Raw genomic sequence first — 18601 nt, forward strand, 5'->3', positions numbered from 1 at the left:
CTCAGTCTCATGACGAGCGGTGGGCCCCACCATGACCGGGAAGCCGCGGCAGCTGATCGATCCACCGCCCTCGCGGATGCCCTGGCACGGGTCAAGCTGTCCGGCGCGATCTTCCTGCACAGCGAGTACACCGAGGCGTGGGCCTACGAGTCCTTGGCGTCGCAGGACCTGGCCGCGGTGTTGGCCCCCGACGCGGCGCAGATCGTGATCTTCCACGTCGTGGTCTCCGGCAGCTGCTGGATCGAGGCCGGGTCCCACATGGTCTGGGCCCACGAGGGCGACGTGATCGTGCTGCCCTACAACGACCAGCACCGAATGGGCGGACACGAGACGGCTGAGATCGTCCCCGTGATGCAGCTCATCGACCCGCCACCGTGGAATGCCTTGCCGCACATCGTCCATGGCCTCGGAGGTGCGCGCAGCGAGCTCGTGTGTGGCTTCCTCGCGTGTGACGACCGGTTGTTCGACCGTGGCCTCGGCGTCTTCCCTCCGGTGTTCGTCGTCACGCCGCCGGAGGGGCCGATCCGTTCGTGGGTCAAGGCCAGCAGCGACCTGGTCCTCCAGCAGACGAGCCAGGTCGCCGACGACCGCATCGCGGCGCCGACCGACATCCCGCAGCTCCTGCTGCGCGAGGTGCTCAAGCTGCACTTGGCCAACGCGCCGGCGACGGACACGGGCTGGCTCGCCGCCCTGCGCGATCCCGTGGTTGCACCGGCCCTCGCCGCCATGCACCGCGACCCCGGTCGCAAGTGGACCCTGGCGGACCTCGCCCGCGCGGCGACCACGTCGTCGAGCGTGCTCGACGAACGATTCCGTGCGGCGCTCGGGCTGGCGCCCATCCGCTACCTCACCGGCTGGCGGATGCACGTGGCTGAGGACCTGCTCCGCACGACGACGTTGCCGGTCGCCGCGATCGCCCCGCGGGTCGGGTACGAGTCCGAAGAGGCCTTCAGCCGCGCCTTCAAGCGCGACCACGGGACAGCGCCCAGCGTCTGGCGAGCCGTGCCCTGACGGCATCTGGGCGGCTGTTCATTACCGCCGGTGGCGTCGCCGCGGAGAGTGAGGGCGCGGCGACTGAAACTGATCATGCGGGGCGCCGGCAGCCTGCGACTCGCGACTGGATGGGACGCGCAACTTCAGGCGGTGGGTTTGCCTGCCTCCATGGCGGCTTTCACGTCCGATGCATAGAGACCCGAGCGCTCCTGCCCCGACAGCTCACCGATCGCGTCCATCGTCGCGTCCGTGATCGCCCGCAACAGAGCAGCCTTCTGGAAGCGAGCCGAGAGACCGGCGACGTCGACCGGCACACCGAACCTGACGGTGACCTTCGCGGGGCGGAAACCGTTGGAACCAGAGGGCTGCACGTGGTCGGTGCCGATCACGGCACACGGCAACAAGGTGGCTCCGGTGGAGAGCGCCATGCGGGCCACGCCCGTGCGGCCGCGGTGCAGCCGCCCGTCGGGTGACCTGGTGCCCTCGGGGTAGACGCCGAACGCCTCCCCCTGGCGCAGCACGTCCTCCGACAGCTCCAGCGACGCAGCCGCAGCCCGCGGGTCGGAACGGTCCACCGGGATGGTGCCGGCCGTCGAGTGGAACCAGCGCACGGCAGCCCCACGGAGGCCCGAGCCCTGGAAGTACTCGGCCTTGCCGAGGAAGTGCACCTGCCGCCCGCAGGCCAGGGGAATGACGATCGAGTCGATGAACGAGAGGTGGTTCGACGCCACGATGAGCGAGCCCTCGCGCGGCACGTTCTCACGGCCCTCGACATGCAGCCCGGTGAGCAGCTTCAAGGGCGGCCCGATGAGGACGTAGCGCATCACCGCCCGGCTCACGGCGTCGTTGACGCTGGCCGTGCTGAGGCCGCGCGCCCTACCTGGCCGCACGCACTACTCCCACTCGATGGTGCCTGGCGGCTTGCTGGTCACGTCGAGCACGACCCGGTTGACCTCACGCACCTCGTTGGTGATGCGCGTCGAGATCTTGGCGAGCACGTCGTAGGGCACGCGGGTCCAGTCGGCCGTCATCGCGTCCTCGGACGACACCGGGCGCAGCACGACAGGGTGACCGTAGGTGCGCCCGTCACCCTGGACGCCCACCGAACGCACGTCGGCGAGCAGCACGACCGGGCACTGCCAGATGGCGCGGTCGAGGCCAGCAGCCGAGAGCTCGTGCCGCGCGATGGCGTCAGCGGCCCGGAGGATCTCCAGCCGTTCGGCCGTCACCGAGCCGACGATGCGGATGCCGAGCCCGGGGCCCGGGAACGGCTGGCGCCACACGATCGCCTCGGGCACACCCAGCTCGAGCCCGACCTGACGCACCTCGTCCTTGAAGAGCGAGCGCAGCGGCTCGACCAGCTTGAACTGGAGGTCCTCGGGGAGCCCGCCCACGTTGTGGTGCGACTTGATGTTGGCCGCCCCGGTGCCACCACCCGACTCGACGACGTCGGGGTAGAGCGTGCCCTGCACGAGGAACTCGACGGGGTGGTCGGAGTCGCCGCGGGACCCGACGACGTCGCGGGCGGCCTGCTCGAAGACGCGGATGAACTCGCGCCCGATGATCTTGCGCTTCTCCTCGGGGTCCGAGACGCCTTCCAGCGCGGACAGGAACCGCTCGCGCGCGTCGACCACCACCAGGTCCACCCCGGTCGCCGCCACGAACTCCTTCTCGACCTGCTCTGCCTCCCCCGCGCGCAGCAGGCCGTGGTCGACGAAGACACAGGTCAGCTGGTCGCCGACGGCCTTCTGCACGAGCGCCGCCGCGACGGACGAGTCGACGCCACCGGACAGGGCGCACAGCACCCGCGAGTCGCCGACCTTCTCGCGGATCGCGTCGACCAGCTCGTCGACCACGTTGGCGGCCGTCCAGTCGGGCTCCAGCCTCGCCCCGCGGTAGAGGAAGTTCTCCAGCACCCGCTGCCCGAAGGTCGAGTGCATCACCTCCGGATGCCACTGCACGCCGTAGAGACGGCGCTCGTCGTCCTCGATCGCTGCGACGGGCGCACCGGCCGTGGCCGCCGTGACCGTCATGCCCGCGGGTGCCTCGGTGACCGAGTCGCCGTGGCTCATCCAGACCGACTGGTCGGTGGGCTGTCCGTTGAAGAGCGTCGACTCGGTGTCGGAGACGGTGGCCGGCGTCGCGCCGTACTCACCGAGCCCGGTGTGGGCGACGGTGCCACCGAGCGCCTGCGACATCGCCTGGAAGCCGTAACACATCCCGAACACGGGCACGCCCGCCTCCAGGACGGCGGGGTCCAACGAGGGCGCCCCCTCCTCGTAGACCGACGACGGGCCACCGGAGAGCACGATCGCGGCCGGGTCCTTCTCGAGCATCTCGGCCACCGACATCGTGTGCGGCACGACCTCGCTGTAGATCTTCGCCTCACGCACGCGTCGCGCGATGAGCTGCGCGTACTGCGCCCCGAAGTCGACGACCAGCACCGGCCGAGCCTGGAGAGGGGTGGCCGGCTCGTCCGAACGCTCGGCGTCGGGGGCCTCCACCCGATCGTCGTCCTGGGCCTGGGTCACCACGTCGGCGGCTGCGGGGTCGCTCACGCGCACAGGCTACCGGCGCGCCCCAGCCAGCCGCGCCTCGGTCTCACTCGCGACCCTGCGCTCGGCCCAGAAGGACAGGAACGGCACGACCCCCGCCAGCATGACCAGCACCATCTTCCCGAGCGGCCAGCCCACCTTGAACCCGAGGTTGGCGGTGGCCACCAGGTAGACGATGTAGATGAACCCGTGCGGCTGCGGCCACCAGTCCAGCACGTGGTTGTCGAACCCGTAGCGCAGCACCATCTCCGCCACGAGGATCAACAGCCCCACGCCGACGACGAACGCCATCACCTTGAAGAAGCCGAGCGCCTTGCGGGCCGCGTCGACGTCCTTGATCTCACTCACACCGGTCTCAGTCACGCTGGGCATCCTCTCGCACCATCCTGAACCACATGAACGCGGCAAAGCCGCCGAAGATCCACCACTGCAGTGCGTATGCCGCGTTGCGCCACTTCAGCCCGCCCGTCACCTCGGGCGGCGGCACCCTCGTCACCCCGTCCGGTGCGGGGATCCCGACCCCCGCACCGGTCTTCTCCCCCTGCGCGAAGACGAACGCGTTGTACAGCTCTCCCGGCCACTCGTTGACCAGCAGCGAGAAGTCGATCGAGCCACGAGCCTGCTGCGGCCAGGCGGGCAGACCGGCCGGCGGGTCGGCCGGCGCCTCTCCCGGCGCGAGCGTGCCGTCCACCGACACCACCCCGGGGGGCGGGTCGATGGGAGTCGTGGTGTCGGTGACGAAGCCGCGGACGACGGCGAGCCGCGCGCCCGTCTCCGTCACGTCCAGCGGCGTGACGACCCAGTAGCCGGTGGCCCCGCCGAGGCGGCGCGGCCCGACGAGGAACTGGTCCGACGCGGCATACGTGCCGATGGCGGTGACGGCCCGGTTGGACTGCGGGTTCGGGAACGCCTGGTGCGGTCGGATGACCGTGTCGAGCAGCGCGGGACGCGCCTCGTGCGCCTGGCGCAGCGCATCGGCGAGGCCCTTGTCCTGCGCGACGTGCAGCTGCCACAGCCCGAGCTGCGCGCAGGCCGCCATGATCGCGAGCAGCAGGGCGAACAGGCCCAGCCAGCGAGGCTTCAGGGCGGTTCGCAGCACCGGGTCAGGCTACGGGAAGCCTCGAGTCGTCGAAGACGAGGATGCTGCCGCCGTAACAGGCGACCCACACCATCTTCCTGGTCGGCTCGTAGGTGATGCCGATCGGGTGGTAGTCGGTCTTGACCTCGTCGACGACCGCGAGGTCCGAGGTGCGCAGCTTGGTGACCGTCGAGGACTCGTAGTTCACCGAGTAGATCGCGGCGCCGTCAGGCGAGATCGCCATCGAGCGCGGCTCCTTGCCGGTGTGCACCCACTTGATGACCTTGCCGCTGCGGCGGTCGAGCTTGCTGACGGTGCCGTCGCCGTTGTTGGTGACGTAGAGGTACTTGCCGTCCGGGCTCTCGACGATGTGCCGCGGGCCGTCGCCGGTCTGCGCGTAGGGGTGCACCGTCCGGGCGGCCAGGTCGACCCGGACCACCCGGTCCGAACCCATCAGCGCGATGTAGGCGGTGCGGCTGTCGGGAGAGACCGCGATGCCGCGAGGGTACTTGCCCCCCAAGGGGATCCGGGCCGCCTCCTTGCCGGTTGAGGCGCTGATCAGGGACAGGTCCCACGAGCACCAGTTGGTGACGAGCACCGTCTTCCCGTCGGGCGTCAGCGCGACGTACTTGGGCACCGACCCGACCGCCACCACCTTGTCGATGGCGAAGGTGCGCGTGTCGACCCGGTAGACCGTGCTGGGCGACGTGCCGTCGCCCTTGGTGCACGTGTCGAGCCCCTCGGAGCCGTAGCCCTTGCCGGACATCGAGTAGTTGGACACCCACGCGTAGCGCCCACCCGGGGTGAAGGCGGCCTCGACGGGCGACCCCTTCGCCGGGCCCTCGTGGCCCTTGACGCGGAACTTCGCGAGGTCGACGGAGTCGTCGATGGTCCTGAGCCGCGCGCCGTCGGCCCGGAAGGCCGTGATGGTGTGCCGGTACATCATGTTCTGGGCGAAGACGAGGCCTTGCTTCGACGCCACCACCGACTTCGGCGTCAGGTCGCCACTCAGGCGCAGCACCCGCACCATGGCCGTCTTGGCCGACGGTCCGGCGGCGCCCTGGGGCTCGACCGGGTGGGGCGTGGGCACGGGGATGGTGGGCTCGGGAGCCACCGGCTTGGTGGCAACGGGCTGGGGAGCGGCGGCCTCCGCGGTGCCGCCGGAGAGGAAGCCGACCAGCCGGCTGACCCCGAGGACGCTGAGCGCGACGAAGGCCACGACGACGAGGAGCGCAACGCGCCTGCGGCGCACGTAGACGGCTTCCTTGCGCACCACCATCCCCACTCACCCCTTCCGCTCGTCACGGTATGCCGCGTGCTCGCGGCCACTCGGAAGGCTCACCGGGCGGGCGGAAAATCGGTGTCGGGGTGTCGTCGCCGCGGCATACGGTGGGGATCCTGATGCAGACGATCCCGTTCCCCGACCCCGGCCGACCCGACACCCGTAGCACCACCCGGTTCATGCTCTGGGTCGGTCGGCAGCAGTGGCGCACCCAGGTGCTCGGGATGCTCGCGGGGATGGCATGGATGCTGGCGATCGCGCTCGTGCCGGCCGCCGTGGGCAAGGGCGTCGACGACGGCATCGTCCCCGGCGACCTGGGTGGCCTGGTCCGCTGGGCCCTGGTGCTGATCGGGCTGGGTGCGATCTGCGCGGTCACGGCTGCCATCCGGCACTACTTCGCCGTCTACAACTGGCTGTTCGCCTCCTACCGCGGCGCACAGCTCACCGCCCAGGGAGCCGAGCGCGCCGGGCCGGCACTGACGCGCACCATGCCGTCGGGCGAGGTCGTCGCCGTCTTCGCCAACGACGTGATGCGGCTCGGCGGCCTGTACGACGTGATGGGCCGGTTCTCCGGCGCCGTCGTGAGCTACGCGGTCGTCGGCGCCATCCTGCTCGCCGCGTCGCCGGCCCTCGGGTGGCTCGTGCTGCTCGGTGGCCCGGTCATGCTGGCCAGCCTGAGCCTCATCGTGCGGCCGCTCCAGCGCCGCCAGGCGAGGCAGCGCGAGGAGGCCGGGCGCCTGACCACGCTCGGGGCCGACACGGTCGCGGGGCTGCGCGTGCTGCGCGGCATCGGCGGGGAGCAGACCTTCCTGCGCCGCTACGAGCAGCAGTCGGCCAGGGTCCGCGAACGCGGGTTTCAGGTGGCCGGCATCCAGGCGGCGCTGGACTCCGCCGAGGTGCTCATCCCCGGCATCTTCGTGGTCCTGGTGACCTGGCTCGGCGCGCGCGAGGCGGTGACCGGTGACATCACCGCCGGTCAGCTGGTGGCCTTCTACGGCTACACGGCGTTCCTCACCATGCCGCTGCAGACCGCGATCGAGGTCGTCGACCGGGGCATCCGGGCGCAGATCGCGGCGGGCAAGATGCTCCGCGTCATGGCAGTCCAGCCCGACCACGACGCCGCCAGGCCGAGCACCGTCCCCGTGCCGCCCGCCGACGCCGACCTGGTCGACCCGTTGTCCGGCACGGTGATCCGCGGCGGCCTCCTGACGGCCATCGTGTCGGCGCGGCCCGAGGAGTCGTCCGCCGTGGCCGACCGACTGGGTCGACACGGACCCGGCCCGCACCAGACCACTTGGGGTGGAGTGCGACTCGACGACCTGTCGATCGCCGACGTCCGCCGGCACGTCGTGGTCAGCGAGCCCGACCCGCGACTGTTCACCGGGGTGCTGCGCGAGCAGCTCAGCGGCCACGCCAACGGGCGCCCATCGGCCGACGGCACCGGAGGTGGCCACGCCGACCGCGAGGTGCTGGCCGCGCTGACCACCGCGAGCGCCCTCGACGTCCTCGACGCCGTCGCCGACGGCCTCGACGGCACGGTCGAGGAGCGCGGACGGTCCTACTCGGGCGGTCAGCGCCAGCGCCTCGCCCTGTCGCGGGCGCTGCTCACCGAAGCCCCCGTGCTCGTCCTGGTCGAGCCGACCAGCGCGGTGGACGCCCACACCGAGGCCCGCATCGCCGGCCGGCTCGCCGAGCACCGCCGCGGCCGCACGACCGTGGTCACGACAGTCAGCCCGCTGCTGCTCGGCCAGGCCGACGAGGTCGTGGTGCTCGAGGACGGGCTGGTCACGCTCACGGGCACGCACCGCGAGCTGCTGGACCACCCGGCATACCGACACATCGTGATCCGCGGAGAGGAGGACGACCAGTGATCACCGACCACGCCCGTCGCACCCTGCCGATCGCCGACATGGCTGGGGTCTGGCAGCACACCCGCGGGCTCGTGCGCGAGCACCGCGGCCTCGTGGCGCGGGTGCTGGGGCTGCACGCGCTGGCGGCGCTCGCGGCGCTGGCCGCCCCGTGGCTGGTCGGCCGGCTCGTCGACGTCGTCAGCGGCCACCGCGGAGACACCGGCACCGTCGACAAGATCGCGATCGGCCTGGCCGTGGCCGTCGTCGCGCAGACGGCGCTGACCTGGGCTGCGCGACGGTGGTCGTTCATCCTCGGGGAGACCGTGTTCGCCGAGCTGCGGGAGCAGTTCGTCGGCCGCGCGGTCAACCTGCCGCTGTCGACGGTCGAGCGAGCCGGCACGGGTGACCTCGTGGCCCGCACCACCAACGACGTCGAGGCCCTGTCGCACGTGGTGCGGTTCGGCATCCCGTCGCTGTTCGTCGCGTCGATGACGGTGCTGATGACGACCGTGGCGGCGCTGTTCACCTCGCCGCTGGCCACCCTGCCGATCCTGCTCGGAGTGCCGTTCTACTGGTTCTCGACGAGGCGCTACCTGCGGCACGCGTCCGACGGCTACCTCTGGGAACGCGCGACCTACGCCCAGCTCAACGGCGTCGTCGCCGAGACCGTCGACGGGGCGCGCACGATCGACGCCCTCTCGCTCGGCGACGCGCGGCGGACCCGGTTCCACGACGCCCTGCGCGAGTGCTTCCAAGCCGAGCGCTACACCCTCAACCTGCGGCTGCACTGGTTCCCGGCGGTGGTCTTCGGCTACTACGTGCCGACGGCCGGCGCGGTGCTCTGGGGCGGCTGGCTGGCGATCAACGGCCACATCAGCGCCGGGGCGGCCACCGCCGTCACCCTCTACATCCACCAGATGACCAACCCGCTCGACGAGGTGCTCGGCTGGCTCGACGAGATCCAGGTCGGCGCGACCTCCCTGGCGCGCGTCATCGGGGTGGGCGACGTGCCGCCCGACCGTGTCGCGACCGGGGAGGAGCCGGACGGTTCCGACCTGGCGGTCGACGACGTGCGCTACGCCTACCGCCCCGGGCACGACGTCCTGCGCGGCGTCTCGCTCGACCTGCGACCCGGCGAACGGCTCGCCATCGTCGGCCCGTCCGGCGCGGGCAAGTCCACGCTCGGCCGCCTGATGGCCGGCATCGACGGCCCTCGCGAGGGCAGCGTCGAGGTCGGAGGCGTGCCGCTGGTCGACCTCACCCTCAGCCGGCTGCGCGGAGAGGTGGCCCTGGTGACCCAGGAGCACCACGTCTTCGTCGGCACGCTGGCCGACAACCTGCTGCTCGCCCGACCGGGTGCGTCGCGCGACGAGCTCGACGACGCCCTGCGGGCGGTCGACGCCCACGAGTGGGTCGCCGGGCTGCCCGACGGCCTCGACACCCAGGTGGGCAGTGGTGGCCACACCCTCAGCGAGGCGCAGTCGCAGCAGGTCGCGCTCGCCCGGTTGGTGCTCGCCGACCCACACACGCTCGTCCTCGACGAGGCCACCTCGCTGCTCGACCCCCGCGCCGCGCGGCACCTCGAGCGCTCGCTCGCCGCCGTGGTCGAGGGGCGCACCGTGGTCGCGATCGCCCACCGGCTGCACACCGCGCACGACGCCGACCGGGTGGCAGTGGTCGAGGACGGCGTGGTGACCGAGATCGGCACGCACGACGAGCTGGTCGCCGCCGACGGCCCGTATGCCGCGTTGTGGGCCTCCTGGCGCGACCAGCCCGGTGCGGCGTCGGGGGCCACCGGGAGAAATGTTTCAGGGGCGCCGTAACCCCCGCTCACCAGCGTCGTTGTCTGGGTGGTGTGGCTGGAGACCCACCCCCCGGCTCGTCTCCAGCCACACCGCTGAGGCGGTGGTCGACGCAACGCAGGGGCGTGCGTCGCCCACCGCCTTTCGCGGTGGGGTCAGACCCTGGCGCTCTCGTGGGTGTACCGCGTGACGGCCGGGTGGCCGGCCTTGACCGCCTCGAGCCGGCGGTAGGCCGCACCCTGAGCCGGACGAGGGTCGGCCTCCCCCTTGTTCGGCCACAGCGACATGGCTCGCTCGGCCTGGGCCGTGATGGTCAGCGAGGGGTTGACGCCGAGGTTCGCCGAGACGGCCGAACCGTCGACGACGTGCAGGTCGGGGTAGCCCCAGACCCGTTGGTAGGGGTCGAGCACCCCGCGCTCGGGACTCGAGCCGATCGTCACGCCACCGAGGAAGTGGGCGGTCAAGGGGATGTTGGCGATCTCGCTGACGCTGCTGCCCGCGAACGCCCTCAGCCCGGTCGCCGCGCTGAGCCGCACCGCCAGTGCCTTCATCGCCTCCTGGCCGGCCGGGATGTAGGTCGGGTTGGGCTCACCGTGGCCCTGCCGCGAGGTCAGGCCTCGCCCGCCGAAGAGCCCGCTCGTGCCGTTCACGTGCAGGGAGTTGTCGCGCGACTGCATGATCAGGCCGATGACGGTCCGCTCGCTCCAGCGGTACTGCGAGAGCGACCGGAGGAAGACCACGGGGTGCCGCACCACCTCGACGACGAACTGGGCCGGCCGCGGCAGCTCGCCACCCGGCACCAGGATCGTCGCGAGCAGGCCCATCGCGTTGGAGCCCCTGCCGTACCGCACGTTCTCGACGTGGGTGTCGGCGTCGGGGTGGAACGACGACGTGATGGCGACCCCGTGAGAGAGGTCCAGACCCGGCTTGACCTTCTCCAGCATCACGCCGTTGACGGCTTCGGAGTTGGTCCGGGTGAGGTGGCCGAGCCGGGCCGACAGCCCTGGCAGCACGCCCGTCTGCCGCATCGAGTGCAGCAGCTTCTGGGTGCCCCACGTCCCCGCCGCGAACACCACCTGGTCCGCGGTGACGGTATGCCGCGCCCGCCGGAACCACGCGCCGCTCGCCTCGTGCGTCACGGCATACCCACCACTGCGCCGGGGGGCCACGCGGACGACGGTGCGCATCGGCTCGATGGTGACCCCGAGCTTCTCCGCGAGGGCCAGGTAGTTCTTGACCAGGGTGTTCTTCGCGCCGACCCGGCAGCCCACCATGCAGTTGCCGCACTCGGTGCAGCCGGTGCGGTCCGGGCCGGCGCCACCGAAGTAGGGGTCGGGGACGCGCTTGCCGGGCATGCCGTAGAAGACACCGGTCGGGGCCTTCCGGAACGTGTCGCCGACCCCGAGGTCCTCGGCGGTCTGGCGCATGACGTCCTCGACGACGCCCTCGCAGGGGTTGGTGACGACGCCGAGCATGGTCGAGGCGGTGTCGTAGTGGGGCGCCAGCTCCGCCTGCCAGTCGGTGATGTCACCCCACTGGCGGTCGGCGAAGAACGCCGCGGGCGGGACGTAGAGGGTGTTGGCGTAGTTGAGCGAGCCGCCACCGACGCCCGCCCCGGCCAGGATCATCACGTCGGGCAGGCGGTGCACCCGTTGCACGCCAAAGCATTTCAGCTTGGGCGCCCACAGGTAGCTGCGCAGGTCCCACGAGGTCTTCGCGAAGTCCTCGTCGCGGAACCGGCGGCCGGACTCGACGACGTGCACGCGGTAGCCCTTCTCGGCCAACCGCAGCGCCGTGACCGAGCCGCCGAACCCCGACCCGACGACCAGGACGTCGTAGTCGCTGCCCGAGCCGCCCGGAGGCGCACCCGTCACGCGCGCCCCACGGACTTGAGCACCCGCAGTGCGGCGGTCATCAGGCGCGCATAGGTCTCCTCGCTCATCCCGGCGACCGGAGCGATGGGCAGGAGGTACTGCGCGGTGACGTTCTGCGACTCGGTGTACTTGAGGATGCCCTCGCTGCCGTGCCGCCGCCCCACGCCGGACTGCTTCATGCCACCCATCGGGGCCGCGACGCTCCCCCACGCCGCGGCATACCCCTCGTTGACGTTGACGGTGCCGGCCTTGATGGCGTTCGCGATCCGGCGGCCACGGGCCACGTCGCGGGTGTAGACCGCGGCGTTGAGGCCGTAGTCGGTGTCGTTGGCGAAGCGGATCGCCTCCTCGTCGCTGTGCACGCGGTAGATCGCGACGACCGGGCCGAAGGTCTCGTCGTCACGCAGTGCCATCGCGGCGGTCACGCCCTCGAGGACGGTGGGCTCGTAGAAGTACGGGCCGACGTCGGGGCGGGCGCGCCCACCGGTGAGCACCCGCGCGCCCTTGGAGCGGGCGTCGTCGACGTGGGCTGCGACGCGCTCCAGCTGGTGGGCGGAGACCAGCGAACCCATGTCGGTGCCGTAGGCCAGCTCCGCGCCGAGGCTCAGCTGATCGACGGCGGCCACGAACCGCCGGGTGAACTCGTCGGCCACGGCTCCGTGCACGAGCAGCCGCTCGATCGAGATGCACAGCTGGCCGGCCGACGAGAAGCAGGCCCGCACCGCACCCTCGACCGCCTTGTCGAGGTCCGCGTCGTCGGCGACGTACATCGAGTTCTTGCCGCCGAGCTCGAGTGAGTAGCCGACCAGGCGTCCGGCGACCGAGGTGGCGACGCGTCGCCCGGTGTCGGTCGAGCCGGTGTAACAGACGTAGTCGGTCAGGTCGACGACCGCCTGCCCCACCGACGGCCCGTCACCCAGGACGACCTGCAGCACCGACTCGGGGAGCCCGGCCTCGGTGAGCAGCTGCACGGCCTGCAGGGCGGTCAGCGACGCTTGCAGGTCCGGGCGCAGCACGACGGCGTTGCCGGCCATCAGGGCCGGGATCGCGTCGGTGATCGCGAGCGAGAGGGGGTAGTTCCAGGGGCTGACGATGCCGACGACCCCTCGGGCGTGGTGGTGCACCGTGCTCTGCGTCAGCACCGGGAACAGCCCCGCGCGACGGCGCGGACGCAGGTATGCCGCGGCGGAGCGGGCGTAGTGCCGCGCCACGATCGCGACGTCGGCGACCTCCTCGAACGCCTGGCGGCGGGTCTTGCCCGACTCCAGCTGCACGATGTCGAGCAGCTCGACCTGCCGCTCGAGCACGAGGTCGTGGTAGCGCAGGAAGATCCGCTCACGCAGCTCCATCGGCGTGCGCGCCCACTCGCGCTGGGCCGCGCGGGCGGCGTCGACCGCGACGGCGACGTCCTCACGGGTCGACAGCGGCAGCGACCCGAGCGGTGCTCCGGTGAGCGGGGTGTGGCTGACGTGGTGCCCGGCCCGGGGCGCCGCCACCACCCGTCGGGCCAGCCGTCGGACCAGGGCCGGGTCCACGGCATACGTGGCGGTGGGGTCGGTCTCGGGGTCGGCGACGACATCGTGGGCCATGCCTCGCAGCCTAGGTCCGGCGACCGCTTCTTACCAGTAGTAAGTTAGCGACCTTGCCCACACCGCCCGTCCTGCGACCTGGGCGCCCCCCCGGGTGCTCAGGCTGCGGAGACGGGTCCTCAGCTGCGCTGGTAGGGAGCGACGACGACCTCGACCCGCTGGAACTCCTTGAGGTCGGAGTAGCCGGTCGTGGCCATCGCCCGGCGCAGCGCACCGATGAGGTTGCTCTTGCCGTCGGCCGTGCGACCGGGGCCGAAGAGGATCTGCTCGAGCGGCGCGAGCGCCCCGACCTCGACCCGCTCGCCGCGCGGCAGCTCGGGGTGGTGTGCCTCGGAGCCCCAGTGCAGCCCGCGACCGGGCGCGTCGGTGGCCCGGGCGAGCGCCGCACCCAGCATGACGGCGTCGGCCCCACAGGCCACGGCCTTGACGATGTCGCCGCTGTCCCCCATGCCGCCGTCGGCGATGACGTGGACGTAGCGGCCGCCGGACTCGTCGAGGTAGTCGCGGCGGGCAGCGGCGACGTCGGCGATGGCGCTGGCCATCGGGGCGTGGATGCCCAGGGTGCGACGGGTCGTGTGGGCCGCTCCCCCGCCGAACCCGACCAGCACGCCGGCCGCACCGGTGCGCATGAGGTGCAGGGCAGCCGTGTAGGACGCGGCGCCACCGACGATGACCGGCACGTCGAGCTCGTAGATGAACCGCTTGAGGTTGAGCGGCTCGGCGCGCCCGGACACGTGCTCGGCGCTGACGGTCGTGCCACGGATGACGAACAGGTCGACCCCCGCGTCGACGACGGTCTTCCAGAACTGCTGCGTGCGCTGCGGGCTGAGCGCCCCCGCCGCCGTCACACCGGCCTCGCGCACCTGGCGCAGCCGCTCGGTGATGAGCTCGGGCTGGATCTCGGCGGCGTAGATCTCCTGCATCCGCGCAGTCGCCAGCGCCGGGTCGAGCGTGGCGATCTCGGCGAGCAGTGGCGTCGGGTCCTCGTAGCGGGTCCAGAGCCCTTCGAGGTCGAGCACGGGCAACCCACCCAGCCGGCCGAGGGCGATCGCGGACTCGGGCGACATCACCGAGTCCATCGGTGCCGCGATCACGGGGATGTCGAAGTGGTAGGCATCGATCTGCCAGCCCACCGACACGTCCTCGGGGTCGCGGGTGCGGCGCGACGGCACCACGGCGATGTCGTCGAAGGAGTACGCGCGGCGACCGCGCTTGCCTCGGCCGATTTCGATCTCAGTCACCGCGCAAGGCTATCGGCAGCCGACCGGTGCGACGCGCCACCGCCCACCCCGCGGCCCACGCCACCGCCCACCGCGGGGTCCGCCGCGCAGGGCCCGGGCACGGGACGACGCCCCGTCGCCGGGTGAGGGGGGCGACCGGCGACGGGACGTCTTTGGATCGTCGCGACCGACCGCAGCCCGTCAGCGACGACGTTCAGTGGGACCCCTGCTCGGACTCGTGAACGTCCGTGTCGCAACCCTAGGTTGCGCACCCGCGGGGCGACTCACCCAGATTGCGTATGCCGTTCTGGACGCCGGGCAGACGCCCGTCACCACGGCGCGCGGCGGGCCGGCCACGCGGCATACCGGTGGTCCTGCAGGGACGCGACGGGGCGGTCAGCGACCGCTGTAGTTGGGCGCCTCGACGGTCATCTGGATGTCGTGCGGGTGGCTCTCCTTGAGCCCCGCGGAGGTGATCCGCACGAACCTCCCGCGGGCCTTGAGCTCGGGGAGGGTCGGTGCGCCGACGTAGAACATCGACTGCGCCAGGCCACCGACGAGCTGGTGCACGACGTTGCCGAGCGGGCCGCGGTAGGCGACCTGGCCCTCGATGCCCTCGGGCACGATCTTGTCGTCGCTGGCGACGTCGGCCTGGAAGTAGCGGTCCTTCGAGAACGACTTCTTGCCGCGCGAGGCCATCGCCCCCAGCGACCCCATGCCGCGGTAGGACTTGAACTGCTTGCCGTTGACGAAGATGAGCTCGCCCGGCGACTCCTCGCAGCCGGCGAGCAGGGAGCCGAGCATGACGGTGTCGGCGCCCGCGACGATCGCCTTGGCGATGTCGCCGGAGTACTGGAGGCCGCCGTCCCCGATGACGGGGACGCCGGCCTTGCGGCAGGCGAGCGAGGCGTCGTAGATGGCGGTCACCTGTGGCACACCGACCCCGGCGACGACGCGGGTGGTGCAGATCGAGCCCGGGCCGACCCCGACCTTGACGGCGTCGACGCCCGCGTCGACGAGCGCCTGGGCACCGGCACGGGTGGCGACGTTGCCGCCGATCACCTGGACGTGGCGGGTGGCCGGGTCGGACTTGAGGCGGCGGACCATGTCGAGCATCAGCCGGGCGTGGCCGTTGGCGGTGTCGGCGACGAGGACGTCGACCCCGGCCTCGACCAGGGTGGTGGCCCGCTCCCACGCGTCGCCGAAGAAGCCGATGGCCGCACCGACGAGCAGCCGGCCGTGGTCGTCCTTGCTGGCGTGGGGGAACTGCTCCGACTTCACGAAGTCCTTCACCGTGATCAGCCCGGCCAGGCGCCCCTCGCCGTCGACCAGCGGCAGGCGCTCGCGCTTGTGCTGGCGCAGCAGGGCGGTGGCGTCCTCGCGCGAGATGCCGACCCGACCGGTCACCAGCGGCATCGGGGTCATCACGTCGCGCACCAGGGTGGTGGCCCACTCGGCGACCGGGGTGAAGCGCAGGTCGCGGTTGGTGATCATGCCGAGCAGGTGGTCGCCCTCGTCGACGACGGGCAGGCCGGACACGCGGTATTCGCCGCACCGACGGTCGAGGTCCTCGAGCGTGGCGTCGGGGCCGATCGTCACCGGGTTGCTGATCATGCCGGTCTGGGTCCGCTTCACCAGGTCGACCTGGTAGGCCTGGTCCTCGATCGACAGGTTGCGGTGGAGGATGCCGATGCCACCCTGGCGGGCCATGGCGATCGCCATCCGCGACTCGGTGACGGTGTCCATCGCCGCCGAGACCAGCGGGATGCGCAGCGACAGCTCTCGCGTCAGCCGGGCGGTGGTGTCGACGTCGGAGGGGATCACGTCGGTCTCGCCGGGGAGCAGCAGGACGTCGTCGTAGGTGAGCCCGAGCTTGCCGAACGGGTCGTGCTCCTCGGGCTCGGGAGCGGCGGCCGCGGCAGGGGCGGGACCCGGTGCAGCGGAAGGAGCGGACTCCTCCAGGCGGTGACGGTCGTCGAGGTCCACACCAAGGCTCATTGCCCAATCGTAACCGGCCGCACCGACCGCCCACGACGACCCTCCGGACGACCCCACCGAGCCGGGTCACGACCAGTCACGCGACCGGGGCCGACTGGCCCGTCCACCATCTGGGACGGCCCGCTCCGGTGTGAACGGCCTTGAACAAACCCTTACGTTACGGCCCTGTTTCCGCAGGTCACGCGACGGTAGCGTCCGAGAGGTGCGGCATCGTGCCGCGGGAGATGAGGACGACAATGGCTGAGTTGTCACGGCTTCCAGGACCCGTAGCCGACCTGTGGGAATGGCAGCTCGACGGGTCCTGTCGGCAGATCAACCCAGAGGTCTTCTTCCACCCCGAGGGTGAGCGTGGCCCGGCCCGCCGCTCCCGCGACTCGCAGGCCAAGGAAGTCTGTCTGGCCTGCCCGGTCCTCAAGCAGTGTCGCGAGCACGCCCTCCGCGTCCGCGAGCCCTACGGCGTGTGGGGCGCGATGACCGAGGACGAGCGTGAGGCGTACTACGCCGGCCACGCCGTCCCCGCCGCCAGCTGACCGACGCCGGCAGCTGACCGACCTAGACTCGACTGCGTGAGCAGCCCTGTCGACGTCCCCATCCGTGACGAGTCCATCCGGCTCGGCCAGCTCCTCAAGCTGGCCGGCGTGGTCGACGACGGCGCGATGGCGCGCTCGGTCATCGAGCTCGGCGAGGTGGCCGTCGACGGCGCCGTCGAGGTGCGCCGAGGCGCGCAGGTGCGCCCCGGCCAGGTCGTGACGTATGCCGGGGAGTCACTGCACGTCGTCGCCGGCGGCTGAGCGCCGCCTCACCGGGCGACGGGCCCGTCGGCTCACTGGGCGACGAGCAGCGCGCGGAGCATGTCGCGGGTCTGGGTGCTGACCGCCCAGTTGTCGCGCGACTGCCAGTCCACCGCGAAGACGTCAGCGCAGTTGCTGCTCAGCTCGAGCATCCGTCCGTTCTGCAGCCGCGCCTCGACGACGAACAGCGACGTCCCGGCCGTGCAGGTGCTTCCCGCCTGCGTCCTCGACCCGCGCCGGGCGAGGTCGGCATTGAGCTGTGCCAGCTGGGGTGCGCCCATGACGTTGGTGCGGATCGGCCGGAAGCGCGGCACGGCGGTGGCCACGGCCCGCGGGTGCAGGCAGGCGGTCGCGGCCTCGAGCACCGTCCCACGGGGCAGGCTCGGCGGCGCCAACCCTGGAGGGGCGAGCGACTTGCCCAACACCGTCGGGCAGCCGAGGAACTGGCTGCCGGGCGCGCCCAGGATGTCGCTTCCCGCGCCCTGCTCCGCCAGCGCCGTGTAGTAGCTGGCCAGCGCCGGCCAGCCGTTGCACGCCAGACCCTCGTTGGCGTAGGTCCGCACGGCGCCGTCGGTGCCCAGGAGCACCAGTCGGAAGGCTGGTCCCGTGGGCAGGTCCGGGCACTCGGTGCCGGAGGTGCGAGGAGCCAACACCAGGGCGTCCACGGCGAGGGGCTCGCTGACCGGCGCATCAGGCGGCAGCGACCCGGACCAGACCGAGCCCTCGTCGGTCTGCGCGCACACCAGCACGGCCGACACGGTGCGACTCAGCGGCTCGGTGGCGGCCTGCGGCGGGGTCGGCGGCGCGAGGGAGTCGCGGCAGGTCACCGCGGACGGCTGCGGAGTGGGGAGCGGGGCCACCCGGTCGGGGTCTCCGCCCGCGAGGATGCCTCCGATGGCCACGGCCGCCACGAGGGCCACTCCCCCCAGGGCCCACCCGCGCACGCCACGCCAGCGGGCGGCATACGGTCGCGTCTGCTCGAGGAGCCCGGCCACGGACGGGTCCTGCGGTGGCAGCGCGTCGAGCACCACCCGGAGGCGGTCTTCGTCGAGGCCGAGTCGGCCGCCGACCGTGTCGTGGGCATGCAGCCGGTGTCGCCGTGCTGCGGCGACGTCGTCGTCGAGCGCCGCGGCGACCTGTCCGTCGGAGAGGCCGTCGAAGGTCCACAGCACCAGCGCCACCCGCTCGCGCGGACCCAGCTCGGCCAGTGCACCCAGCACGTCAGCGCGGGACGGCGGGTCGGCCACGCGCTCCGCTGACCGGCGGACCCGGGCATGGCGCCGGCGCAGGTAGGTCTCCACGAGCGCCCGCCGCAGCTCGGCGTCGTACGAGCCCGCACCGACGTGCGACAGGTGGCGCCACTGCGGCCAGCTGCGCGCGAGCGTCGTGCGCACGAGGTCCTCGGCACCCCGGTCGTCCCCCACCAGCAGCCAGGCGGTCCGCAGCAGGTCGGCCCCCCGGGCGACGACGTACTCGTCGAAGCTGGGAGGTTCGGCGAACCGGTCCGCCATGGCCACCTTCGTTCTGCGCCACCCTGCGCTTCGCTGCGCTGATCAAATCGTAGGCCGC

15 protein-coding genes are annotated in these 18601 nt (G+C 72.0%); 5 read left to right on the plus strand and 10 right to left on the minus strand.

The features are described from left to right. The first annotated feature begins 9 nt into the window (after positions 1 to 9). Positions 10 to 1011, plus strand: a complete 1002-nt coding sequence (locus ASG91_RS13020) for an AraC family transcriptional regulator (protein WP_056923041.1) — start codon at positions 10 to 12, stop codon at positions 1009 to 1011. Between the two features lie 125 nt (positions 1012 to 1136). On the opposite strand, the gene ASG91_RS13025 is transcribed toward ASG91_RS13020, so the two are convergent. From ASG91_RS13025 to ASG91_RS13045, 5 genes are all read right to left on the minus strand, one after another. Next, positions 1137 to 1883, minus strand: coding sequence for a 1-acyl-sn-glycerol-3-phosphate acyltransferase (locus ASG91_RS13025; RefSeq protein ID WP_235545605.1), 747 nt, complete (start codon positions 1881 to 1883; stop codon positions 1137 to 1139). Between the two features lie 3 nt (positions 1884 to 1886). Next, entirely contained in the window at positions 1887 to 3497 is a 1611-nt protein-coding gene (gene guaA, locus ASG91_RS13030; protein ID WP_304438275.1) for a glutamine-hydrolyzing GMP synthase, read from the minus strand. Positions 3498 to 3560: 63 nt separating this feature from the next. Beyond that, positions 3561 to 3911, minus strand: a complete 351-nt coding sequence (locus tag ASG91_RS13035) for a DUF3817 domain-containing protein (RefSeq protein WP_235545607.1) — start codon at positions 3909 to 3911, stop codon at positions 3561 to 3563. After that, the gene (locus ASG91_RS13040) at positions 3904 to 4647 is read right to left on the minus strand and encodes an SURF1 family protein (protein WP_056923043.1); all 744 of its coding nucleotides are present in this window, start codon (positions 4645 to 4647) and stop codon (positions 3904 to 3906) included. The genes ASG91_RS13035 and ASG91_RS13040 overlap by 8 nt, the downstream gene beginning before the upstream one ends. A gap of 4 nt (positions 4648 to 4651) precedes the next feature. Continuing rightward, positions 4652 to 5899 (minus strand): YncE family protein, encoded by a 1248-nt coding sequence (locus tag ASG91_RS13045; RefSeq protein ID WP_162257540.1) that lies wholly within the window; start codon positions 5897 to 5899, stop codon positions 4652 to 4654. A gap of 128 nt (positions 5900 to 6027) precedes the next feature. Between ASG91_RS13045 and ASG91_RS13050 the strand changes: the two genes are divergently transcribed. Then, positions 6028 to 7779, plus strand: a complete 1752-nt coding sequence (locus tag ASG91_RS13050; RefSeq protein WP_056923045.1) for an ABC transporter ATP-binding protein — start codon at positions 6028 to 6030, stop codon at positions 7777 to 7779. Between the two features lie 38 nt (positions 7780 to 7817). Further along, a complete protein-coding gene (locus ASG91_RS13055) occupies positions 7818 to 9581 on the plus strand; it encodes an ABC transporter ATP-binding protein (protein WP_056923259.1) in 1764 nt (587 codons plus the stop codon). Between the two features lie 134 nt (positions 9582 to 9715). On the opposite strand, the gene ASG91_RS13060 is transcribed toward ASG91_RS13055, so the two are convergent. From ASG91_RS13060 to guaB, 4 genes are all read right to left on the minus strand, one after another. Further along, positions 9716 to 11434, minus strand: a complete 1719-nt coding sequence (locus ASG91_RS13060) for a GMC oxidoreductase (RefSeq protein ID WP_056923046.1) — start codon at positions 11432 to 11434, stop codon at positions 9716 to 9718. After that, positions 11431 to 13023, minus strand: a complete 1593-nt coding sequence (locus ASG91_RS13065) for a succinic semialdehyde dehydrogenase (protein WP_056923047.1) — start codon at positions 13021 to 13023, stop codon at positions 11431 to 11433. Before ASG91_RS13065 ends, ASG91_RS13060 begins: the two co-directional genes overlap by 4 nt. Before the next feature lie 119 nt (positions 13024 to 13142). Beyond that, positions 13143 to 14264, minus strand: coding sequence for a GuaB3 family IMP dehydrogenase-related protein (locus tag ASG91_RS13070; RefSeq protein WP_056923048.1), 1122 nt, complete (start codon positions 14262 to 14264; stop codon positions 13143 to 13145). A 375-nt stretch (positions 14265 to 14639) separates the two neighbouring features. Then, the gene (guaB, locus tag ASG91_RS13075; protein WP_056923049.1) at positions 14640 to 16241 is read right to left on the minus strand and encodes an IMP dehydrogenase; all 1602 of its coding nucleotides are present in this window, start codon (positions 16239 to 16241) and stop codon (positions 14640 to 14642) included. Positions 16242 to 16477: 236 nt separating this feature from the next. Between guaB and ASG91_RS13080 the strand changes: the two genes are divergently transcribed. Together ASG91_RS13080 and ASG91_RS13085 are read left to right on the plus strand one after the other, a co-directional pair. Beyond that, positions 16478 to 16771, plus strand: a complete 294-nt coding sequence (locus ASG91_RS13080) for a WhiB family transcriptional regulator (RefSeq protein WP_056923260.1) — start codon at positions 16478 to 16480, stop codon at positions 16769 to 16771. Positions 16772 to 16807: 36 nt separating this feature from the next. Further along, positions 16808 to 17032 (plus strand): RNA-binding S4 domain-containing protein, encoded by a 225-nt coding sequence (locus ASG91_RS13085; RefSeq protein WP_056923050.1) that lies wholly within the window; start codon positions 16808 to 16810, stop codon positions 17030 to 17032. Between the two features lie 32 nt (positions 17033 to 17064). Here ASG91_RS13085 and ASG91_RS13090 read toward each other — a convergent pair whose 3' ends face one another. Beyond that, positions 17065 to 18543, minus strand: a complete 1479-nt coding sequence (locus tag ASG91_RS13090; RefSeq protein ID WP_056923051.1) for a hypothetical protein — start codon at positions 18541 to 18543, stop codon at positions 17065 to 17067. Positions 18544 to 18601 lie beyond the last annotated feature (58 nt).

It is taken from the genome of Phycicoccus sp. Soil802 (genome assembly GCF_001429605.1).
Taxonomy (GTDB): Bacteria; Actinomycetota; Actinomycetes; order Actinomycetales; family Dermatophilaceae; genus Pedococcus.